We start from the raw sequence: 8,739 nt of genomic DNA on the forward strand, positions 1-8,739 counted from the left end.
CGTAGGAGCGAGCGCAGCTCGCGATGCGCCGCGCGGGCGGCGCTCGCTCTAACAGGCGCTGCCATACCTTGTGGCAAACACCTGTCAGCCCTAAGGCGATCCCTGTGGGAGCTGGCTTGCCGGCGATTGGGCCAGTACGGGCCACCCAGACACCCAGGCACAAAAAAGCCCCGCACTAGGCGGGGCTATCTGATGTCACTGGCAACGCGGGCTCAGTTCCCCTTCACCGGCTTGCCATCGACCGTGCCATCCTGCAGTACGATCACATACTCCTTGCCATCGGTCTCCACCTGGCGCAGTTGCACCAGCAGGTAGTCCCAGTTCTTGGCAAACCACAGCTCGGTGATGCGCTTGCTCTGGCTTGGGTCGCGCACGCGCTCGACCTTCACCGCATCGACCTGGCCGGTCTTGGTGGTGACTTTTTCAGTGCCCAGCACGCGGAAGTCGTAATTGTCGATCTCGTCCCCATCGACTACCTGGTAAGTCATGCTCTTCTTGCCTGCCGCCACGTCATGCTGCAAGGCCAGTTGGTAGGAAGACTTGTCCAGTACCCCGCGGTTGAGCGGCAGGGTAATGGCGTCGCCCCGGTCGCTACCGGTGATCTTCTTGGTGTTCCAGTCGAAGTTCAGGTCGACCTTCTTGGCCTTGCCCAGGCCACCACGCTCGAAGTGGTACTTCTGTGGCAGCAGGGTGTCGTTTTCCAGGCGCAGGGTGCTTTGCTCGGTCAGGCTGGCGATCATCATGGAAGCCTTGAAGTTAAGGTCCCAGGTACCGTTGGCATTTTTGACCAGGCTGCGCTCGGCGGTGCCGCTCATGGGCAGCTGCTTCCAGTCGGCGGTATAGCTGGCCGAGAAGGGCTTCAGATCAGCTGCCTGGAGCGGCAGGGCGAGCACGGCGAGAGCCAAGAGCAGGGCACGACGCATAAGTTCTCCTAGGATCGAATCAAGTGACCGCTGGCCGCCAGCGGCTGGCCGTCCAGTAATGCACCCTGTTCAGCAAGGCGCAAGCGGCCTTCGGCAAACCAGCGCACTGCCAGCGGGTAGATCAGGTGTTCCTGCTGGTGAACCCGCTGGGCCAGGCTTTCGACGGTGTCGTCTGGCGCCACCGGGACTACTGCCTGTACGACCAGTGGGCCGCCATCGAGTTCCTCAGTCACGAAGTGTACGCTGCAGCCATGCTCGGCGTCGCCTGCCTCCAGCGCCCGGCGGTGGGTATGCAGGCCTTTGTACTTGGGCAGCAACGACGGGTGGATATTGAGCAGGCGGCCCTGATAGTGGCGCACGAAGTCGCCACTGAGGATGCGCATGAACCCGGCCAGTACCACCAAATCCGGGGCAAAGCCGTCGATGCGCGCCATCAGCGCTGCATCGAAGGCTTCACGGCCGTCGAACCGGGTGTGGTCGAGCACCGCGCTTTCAATGCCGGCGGCTGCGGCGCGTTGCAGGCCGAAGGCATCGGCGCGGTTGGAGACCACCGCACGAATGCGCAGCGGGCTGTCCTGGCCTTGGCAACTGTCGATCATGGCTTGCAGGTTGCTGCCGGAACCCGACAGCAGTACCACTACATTGCAGGTCTTGCTCGGCATCAGTGTGCCTTGAGGTTCTGCAGCTCGACCTGGGCGGCGCCTTCGGCGGCTTCGGCGATGTGGCCGATGACCCATGGCTGTTCACCGGCGGCGCGCAGTTCGTTCAGGGCCGCTTCGACCTGGTCCTGGGCGACGCAGATGACCATGCCAACGCCACAGTTCAGCACGCGGTGCATTTCGTGCTCGTCGACGTTGCCTTTTTCCTGCAGGAAGTCGAACACCGCCGGGCGCTGCCAGCTGGCCACGTCTACCACGGCCTGAGCGTTTTTCGGCAGTACGCGCGGGATGTTGTCGAGCAGGCCGCCACCGGTGATGTGGGCCATGGCTTTGACTGCGCCGGTGTTCTTGATCAGCTGCAGCAGCGGCTTGACGTAGATGCGGGTCGGGGCCATCAGCAGGTCGGTCAGCGGGGTGCCACCCAGCTGGGTGTTCTCGATGTCGGTGGCCGACACTTCGAGGATCTTGCGGATCAGCGAGTAGCCGTTGGAGTGCGGGCCGGAGGACGGCAGGGCGATCAGTGCATCGCCGGTGGCAACCTTGGAACCGTCGATGATGTCGGCCTTTTCCACCACGCCCACGCAGAAACCGGCCAGGTCGTAGTCTTCGCCTTCGTACATGCCAGGCATTTCGGCGGTTTCACCACCGACCAGCGAGCAGCCGGCCAGTTCGCAACCGGCACCGATGCCGGTGACCACGGTGGCCGCCACGTCGACATTGAGCTTGCCGGTGGCGTAGTAGTCAAGGAAGAACAGCGGCTCGGCGCCGCACACCACCAGGTCGTTGACGCACATGGCGACCAGGTCCTGGCCGATGCTGTCGTGCTTGTTCAGGTTCAGCGCCAGGCGCAGCTTGGTGCCGACGCCGTCTGTGCCGGAGACCAGCACCGGCTGCTTGTAGCCGGCCGGGATCTCGCAAAGGGCGCCGAAGCCGCCCAGGCCACCCATGACTTCAGGGCGTGCGGTGCGTTTTGCCACGCCCTTGATGCGTTCGACCAGTGCTTCGCCGGCGTCGATGTCTACACCGGCGTCCTTGTAGCTCAGGGAGGGTTGCTTGCTCATTGATCCAGGCCTTTAGGAGGGAGGGATTCTTAAAAACGACCATGGCGGCCAAGGCCGGCGGGTGAGCGACGGCTGCCTGAAACGTCAGTGGTCTGTGAAGGCGCGCGATTTTATCAGGGTTGCCGGGCAGCGGCCATCCTCAGGCCGACGGGCAGGCCGGTAAATTGCTGAAAAATGGCCCGGGGTGGTTGATGGGGTTGCATATGTATAAGCTGCAACCAGCGAGCCTCAGGCCGCAAGAAAATGCAGCGCCGCGTTGGCGCTGCATTAAGCTTGTAGCGTGAAGCTCACGGCTTGAAGCACGACTGGACGGAATCCTCGATGCGCTTGATCTCTATTCTGGCAGCCGGTTGCCTGGCCCTTGTGTCGGCCGCCGCCATGGCTGAAAACGTCTCCGACCTTTACCAGGTGCACGAACCGCTTGCGGGGCAGGGCGCCGAAGCGCGTACAGCCGCTACCGGCAAGGCCCTCGAAACCCTCATCCTGCGCCTGACCGGTGACCCCAAGGCGGTGCAAAGCCCTGGGTTGGCGGGCCTGCGCAAAGACCCGCAGCAAATCATCAACCAGGTCGGCACCGAGGCGGGCCCGCCGGAATCGGTTGTGGTCGAGTTCGACCCGGGCAGTACGGAGCGCGCACTGCGCAAGGCTGGCCTGGCCTTGTGGGGGAGCAACCGGCCGTCGATCCTCAGCTGGTGGCTCAATGACAGTGTCGAAGGCAGCAGCCTGGTCGGTGATGGCCAGCCCAGTGCCCAGCCACTGCGGCGTGCCGCCCAGCACCGCGGTTTGCCGCTGCGCCTGCCGCTGGCCGACCTGCAGGAGCAATTGGTAGCCAATGCCAAGCAACTCGAAGGCAGCGACCCGGCGCCGCTGCGCGAGGCCGCCGAGCGTTACGGCGCCGACGCCATGCTGGCGGTGCATGCTCAGGAAGCCGATGGCAAGTGGCAAGGTAAATGGCAACTGTGGCTGGGTGACCAGCGCGAGCAGGGCACTGCCGAGGGCGCCGACCAGGCCGCACTGGCTGATGCCGTGATGCTGGCGGTGGGCAACCGCCTTGCACCGCGTTATGTCACCCGGCCGGGGGCCAGCAGCCAGTTGCAGGTGCAGGTGCAGGGGATGAACCTGCAGCGCTACGCCGAGTTGGCTCGGGTGCTGGAACCCTATGGCCCACGCTTGCAGTTGGCTGATGGCACCACCCTGACCTACGGCGTGACCGGCAACCGTGAGCAATTGCGTGCCCAGCTGGGCCTGGCCAAGTTGCAGGAGCTGCCGGTGGAACAAACCGCCGCAGTACCGGCCACGCCGGTGCCTACGGGTGGCCTGGCCCCGGCTACCGAGCCTCAACCTACACCCCCGCCGTTCGACGGCCTGCGTTTTCGTTGGTAAGGAGTACTGACATTGACTGACCTGCGTCGCTGGATCTGGCTGGGCGCCATACTGCTGGTTGTCGTGCTGCTCTATAGCTTGCACAACATTCTCACGCCCTTTCTGATCGGTATTCTGCTGGCCTACCTGGCCGACCCGCTGGTTGATTGGCTGGAGCGCCGCGGGCTGTCGCGGACCTGGGGTGTGGTGGTGGTGTTCGCGCTGTTCACCTTGCTGTTCATGGCGTTGTTGCTGGTGCTGGTGCCGATGCTGACCAAGCAGCTGGTGCGCTTGTACGAGCTGGCGCCGCAGATGCTTGACTGGTTGCAGCACGTGGCCTTGCCGTGGGTGCAGCAGCGGCTTGGCCTGGCCGATGGTTTCTGGAAGTTCGACAAGATCAAGTCGGCTATCAGCGAGCACATGGGCCAGACCACCGACATTGTCGGGGTGGTGTTGTCGCAGGCGACCGCTTCGAGCCTGGCGCTGATCGCCTGGCTGGCCAACATGGTGATGATTCCGGTCGTGGGCTTCTACCTGCTGCGGGACTGGGACCTGATGATGGCCAAACTGCGCAGCCTGTTGCCCCGCCAACAGGAACCCCAGATAGTCGGCCTGGCTGGCGAGTGCCATGAAGTACTAGGGGCCTTCGTTCGCGGGCAGCTGCTGGTGATGGTGGCGTTGGGCATCATCTATTCGGTGGGGCTGATGCTGGTGGGCCTGGAACTGGGCCTGCTGATCGGCATGCTCGCCGGCCTGGCGGCCATCGTGCCGTACATGGGTTTCATCATCGGCATCGGCGCGGCGCTGGTGGCCGGGCTGTTCCAGTTTGGCGGCGACCTGTACCCGATGCTGGGCATTGTCGCGGTGTTCGTCATCGGGCAGGCACTGGAAGGCATGGTGCTGACACCCTTGCTGGTGGGTGACCGCATCGGCTTGCACCCGGTGGCGGTGATCTTCGCCATCCTCGCGGGGGGCGAGCTGTTCGGTTTTACCGGGGTATTGCTGGCGCTGCCGGTGGCGGCGGTGATCATGGTGCTGCTGCGGCATGTGCATGATCTTTATAAAGAGTCGGACATGTATGCCGGGGACGTCGACCCAGAGCTGTAACCCCGGCCACCGCGTCGCGGCTTAATGAGGGGCGCTCCTGTCGTTGCGCAGTGTCGGGCGTTGCAGCGCAACCTGTTGATTTTGCTTGCGCTATCGGTTGCCGCGATTGTGCGCCCCGCGTTGCGGGTATAGACTTTGCAGATTGTTCACCTAAGGCCCCCTGCGGTCTCTTCGACTGCCCGCGAGCATGAAACCACCGATCCAGTTGCCCCTGGGTGTGCGCCTGCGCGATGACGCCACCTTCATCAACTACTATCCGGGCGCCAATGCTGCGGCATTGGGCTACGTCGAGCGGTTGTGCGAAGCCGACGCCGGCTGGACCGAAAGCCTTATCTACCTGTGGGGCAAGCAGGGTGTTGGCCGCAGCCACCTGCTGCAGGCCGCCACGCACCGTTTCCAGCAGCGCGGTGAGCCCGCGGTCTACCTGCCACTGGCGCAACTGCTCGAGCGTGGCGTAGGGCTGCTCGACTACCTGGCGCAGTATGAACTGGTCTGCATAGACGATCTGCATGTGATCGCCGGCAAGCCAGACTGGGAAGAGGCCATGTTCCACCTGTTCAACCGCCTGCGTGACAGCGGCCGACGCCTGTTGCTGGCCGCTTCGGCATCACCGCGCGAACTGCCGGTGAAATTGCCGGACCTGAAGTCGCGGCTGACCCTGGCCCTGGTGTTCCAGATGCGCGGCCTGTCCGATGAAGACAAGCTGCGTGCGCTACAACTGCGTGCCTCGCGCCGCGGCCTGCACCTCACCGACGAAGTCGGGCATTTCATCCTTACCCGCGGTGCACGCAGCATGAGTGCGCTGTTCGACCTGCTCGAGCGCCTCGACCAGGCATCGCTGCAGGCCCAACGCAAGCTCACCATCCCTTTTCTCAAGGAAACCCTCGGCTGGTAACCCCCTGAAATCCTTGGGCCAGAGCAGCAAAACGAAAAAGTCACATCTTTTTCGATAAAATTTGCAAATGGCCATGATAGAGGGCATAGTTTCCCCCTTCTAAAGGATTACAGACACGGTCGTGCCCATGCTGAAGCGCTTTGCACCCCTCGTGCCACTCGCACTCGTGACCCTGCTTTTTGGCTGCGCGGCCCAAGGCCCGGTTTCCCAGCCCCAGGATCACACCCCTGTCGCCGCTCAGGCGGCAGTTAAAACCCAAGCCTCGCCTTCGTCGGTATTCGGCGAACCGGAAGAGCTGGCTACCGAAGATGACCTGGCGTCGTTCTCCAGCAGCAAGCCTTACCAGCTGCCGGTTCTGGCCGACAGCATCCTGGAACGCGGCATGTCGTTGATCGGCACCCGTTATCGCTTCGGCGGTACCTCGGAAAAGTCCGGCTTCGACTGCAGTGGCTTCATCGGTTATCTGTTCCGCGAAGAGGCGGGCATGACCCTGCCGCGCTCCACGCGTGAAATGATCAACGTCGATGCCCCGAAAGTGGCGCGCAACAAACTCAAGCCAGGTGACCTGCTGTTCTTCAGCACCAATGGCCGCGGTCGCGTCAGCCATGCCGGCATCTACCTGGGTGACAACCAGTTCATCCACTCCAGCAGCCGCCGCAGCGGTGGCGTGCGCATCGACAGCCTCGGTGACCGCTACTGGAGCAAGACCTTCATTGAAGCCAAGCGCGCCTTGGCCATGGCGCCGACCAACATCGCGCGCAACTGATGGCAAAATGCTGTACCCTGCCACGGCGGTGATGCTTTTAAAAAAAGCTCGCCGCCGTGCGCATTTACAGAAAGCGTCTAATCTAATTTCTCAACTCTTTTCAGCTGCGGCGCAGCGGTCTCAGACAGGAAGTTATGGCCATGGCAACGATGGCGCGCTTCGCATTCCTCTCCTTGGCAACCTTGCTGGCTGCCTGTTCCAGCCGTGCCCCAGCACCGGCCCCTGTGATAAAGCCCCAGGTCACCTCCTATAGCCAGGCCAGCCCTTCGCCGGTTGCCGATGACGTGTTGATTCGCGCCATTGGTCTGGTGGGCACGCCCTACCGCTGGGGTGGCAATACGCCGGATTCCGGCTTCGATTGCAGCGGCCTGATCAAGTACGTTTACCGGGATGCCGCCGGCATCAGCCTGCCGCGCTCGACGCGGGAGATGATCGTCATGCGGGCGCCCACCGTAAACCTCAACGCGTTGCAGTCCGGTGACCTGGTGTTCTTCGCTACCAGTGGCGGCTCGCAAGTCAGCCATGCAGGTATCTACGTAGGTGATGGGCGCTTCGTGCATGCCCCTTCCACGGGTGGCACCGTGCGCCTGGACTACCTGTCCAACAGCTACTGGGCCAAGGCCTACCTGCAGGCCAAGCGGGTGATTCCGCAAGGGCACCTGGCGCAGAACCCCTGATAGCAGGGGATCGGAGCTACGGCGCGGTGGCGGCTGCCTTGCTCACCCGCCAGACCACGTTGCCCACATCGTCTGCCACCAGCACCGCTCCGCGTCCATCGTTGATGACACCGACCGGGCGCCCCTTGGCCTGGCCCTGTTCATCCAGGAAGCCGCTCAGCAGGTCCACCGGGCTGCCTGCAGGTTTGCCTGCGCGGTCGAACGGCACGAAAATGACCTTGTAGCCACTGTGAGGCTTGCGGTTCCAAGAGCCATGTTGCCCGACGAACGCGCCGCGCTGGAATGGCGCAGGCAGCGCACCCGGTTCGGCGAACGCCAGCCCCAGCGAGGCGGTGTGCGGCCCCACGGCATAATCGGGGACCAGCGCCTGGGCTACCTTTTGCGGCGCGGGCGGTTGCACACGGCTGTCCACATGCTGGCCGTAGTAACTGTAGGGCCAGCCATAAAAGCCGCCGTCCTTCACGGAGGTGATGTAATCGGGCACAAGGTCGCTGCCGATTTCGTCGCGTTCATTGACGGCAGTCCACAGGCTGCCGCTGTTCGGCTCCCAGGCCAGGCCGTTGGGGTTGCGCAGCCCGGTGGCGAACAACCGGTGCTGGCCGTTGGCCGGGTTCACTTCCCAGATCGCTGCCCGCCCTTGTTCATTGTCCATTCCGTTCTCGGCGACATTGCTGTTTGAACCGACTGTCACGTAAAGGTGTTTGCCGTCGGGGCTGGCGATCACGTTCTTGGTCCAGTGGTGGTTCAGCGGGCCGCCGGGTAGCGCGGTTACCACCTGGCCTTTGTCGGTGATGTGGGTTGCGCCGCTTTGGTAATGAAAGCGCAGCAGCTTGTCGGTGTCGGCGACGTAGAGGTCATCGCCTATCAAGGCCATGCCGAACGGTGAGTTCAGCCCCTCGATGAACGGCACCTGGGTTTCTGCCGAACCATCGTGATCGGCATCGCGCAGTAAGGTGATGCGGTTGGCGCTGGGTACGCCAGCCCCTGCACGCGCCATGACCTTTTTCATGGCCCAGCCGCGCAGGCCCTTGGCGTCATCCGGCTTGGGTGGGGCATTGGTCTCGGCCACGAGAACGTCGCCGTTTGGCAGCAGGTACAGCCAGCGGGGGTGGTCGAGGCCGCTGGCGAACGCGTTCACCTGAAGGCCGGGGGCTGCCGTGGGTTTTGCATGTTCCGGCCAGCCTACTGCTGGGGCGATGTTCACGGTGGGCAGGGGCGTGCGTACGGGGGCGGGTAGCTGGGGGGAAGGGCCGGTGCCGGCGTTTACACTCAGAAGGGCGGCGGAGCCG

Annotated in this window: 9 protein-coding genes; 5 read left to right on the plus strand and 4 right to left on the minus strand. The window is 63.5% G+C overall.

Features of this window, described 5'->3' with window-relative positions; genetic code table 11:
* Positions 1–212 precede the first annotated feature (212 nt).
* The 3 genes from DMX12_RS28435 to purM are packed head-to-tail and all read right to left on the minus strand — an operon-like array spanning position 213 to position 2,643.
* Entirely contained in the window at positions 213–923 is a 711-nt protein-coding gene (locus DMX12_RS28435; protein WP_029886606.1) for a DUF3108 domain-containing protein, read from the minus strand.
* 8 nt (positions 924–931) lie between these two features.
* Positions 932–1,585, minus strand: coding sequence for a phosphoribosylglycinamide formyltransferase (gene purN, locus DMX12_RS28440; RefSeq protein WP_110680058.1), 654 nt, complete (start codon positions 1,583–1,585; stop codon positions 932–934).
* Positions 1,585–2,643, minus strand: a complete 1,059-nt coding sequence (gene purM / locus DMX12_RS28445) for a phosphoribosylformylglycinamidine cyclo-ligase (protein WP_009683953.1) — start codon at positions 2,641–2,643, stop codon at positions 1,585–1,587. The genes purN and purM overlap by 1 nt, the downstream gene beginning before the upstream one ends.
* Positions 2,644–2,964: 321 nt before the next feature.
* Between purM and DMX12_RS28450 the strand changes: the two genes are divergently transcribed.
* The 5 genes from DMX12_RS28450 to DMX12_RS28470 all read left to right on the plus strand — a co-directional run bounded on the left by DMX12_RS28450 (position 2,965) and on the right by DMX12_RS28470 (position 7,450).
* The gene (locus DMX12_RS28450) at positions 2,965–4,026 is read left to right on the plus strand and encodes a DUF2066 domain-containing protein (protein WP_110680059.1); all 1,062 of its coding nucleotides are present in this window, start codon (positions 2,965–2,967) and stop codon (positions 4,024–4,026) included.
* A 12-nt stretch (positions 4,027–4,038) separates the two neighbouring features.
* Positions 4,039–5,112, plus strand: coding sequence for an AI-2E family transporter (locus DMX12_RS28455; protein WP_110680060.1), 1,074 nt, complete (start codon positions 4,039–4,041; stop codon positions 5,110–5,112).
* A gap of 187 nt (positions 5,113–5,299) precedes the next feature.
* Entirely contained in the window at positions 5,300–6,007 is a 708-nt protein-coding gene (gene hda / locus DMX12_RS28460) for a DnaA regulatory inactivator Hda (RefSeq protein WP_009683956.1), read from the plus strand.
* A gap of 127 nt (positions 6,008–6,134) precedes the next feature.
* Positions 6,135–6,773 carry a C40 family peptidase gene (locus tag DMX12_RS28465; RefSeq protein WP_009683957.1) on the plus strand — a complete coding sequence of 213 codons (639 nt, stop codon included), beginning with the start codon at positions 6,135–6,137 and terminating at the stop codon, positions 6,771–6,773.
* 140 nt (positions 6,774–6,913) lie between these two features.
* Positions 6,914–7,450: a C40 family peptidase gene (locus tag DMX12_RS28470; protein WP_033690602.1), complete on the plus strand. Its 537-nt coding sequence runs from the start codon at positions 6,914–6,916 to the stop codon at positions 7,448–7,450.
* A 16-nt stretch (positions 7,451–7,466) separates the two neighbouring features.
* Here the strand turns inward: DMX12_RS28470 and DMX12_RS28475 are convergent, their stop codons facing one another.
* Positions 7,467–8,723, minus strand: coding sequence for a sorbosone dehydrogenase family protein (locus DMX12_RS28475; RefSeq protein ID WP_110680061.1), 1,257 nt, complete (start codon positions 8,721–8,723; stop codon positions 7,467–7,469).
* Positions 8,724–8,739 lie beyond the last annotated feature (16 nt).

The organism is Pseudomonas sp. MB-090624, assembly GCF_003205245.1.
Classification (GTDB): domain Bacteria; phylum Pseudomonadota; class Gammaproteobacteria; order Pseudomonadales; family Pseudomonadaceae; genus Aquipseudomonas; species Aquipseudomonas juntendi.

Coding starts and splice junctions, on each gene's coding strand:
- DMX12_RS28435 (WP_029886606.1), bottom strand. CDS start 923: ATGCGTCGTGCCCTGCTCTTGGCTCTCGCCGTGCTCGCCCTGCCGCTC.
- purN (WP_110680058.1), bottom strand. CDS start 1,585: ATGCCGAGCAAGACCTGCAATGTAGTGGTACTGCTGTCGGGTTCCGGC.
- purM (WP_009683953.1), bottom strand. CDS start 2,643: ATGAGCAAGCAACCCTCCCTGAGCTACAAGGACGCCGGTGTAGACATC.
- DMX12_RS28450 (WP_110680059.1), top strand. CDS start 2,965: ATGCGCTTGATCTCTATTCTGGCAGCCGGTTGCCTGGCCCTTGTGTCG.
- hda (WP_009683956.1), top strand. CDS start 5,300: ATGAAACCACCGATCCAGTTGCCCCTGGGTGTGCGCCTGCGCGATGAC.
- DMX12_RS28465 (WP_009683957.1), top strand. CDS start 6,135: ATGCTGAAGCGCTTTGCACCCCTCGTGCCACTCGCACTCGTGACCCTG.
- DMX12_RS28470 (WP_033690602.1), top strand. CDS start 6,914: ATGGCAACGATGGCGCGCTTCGCATTCCTCTCCTTGGCAACCTTGCTG.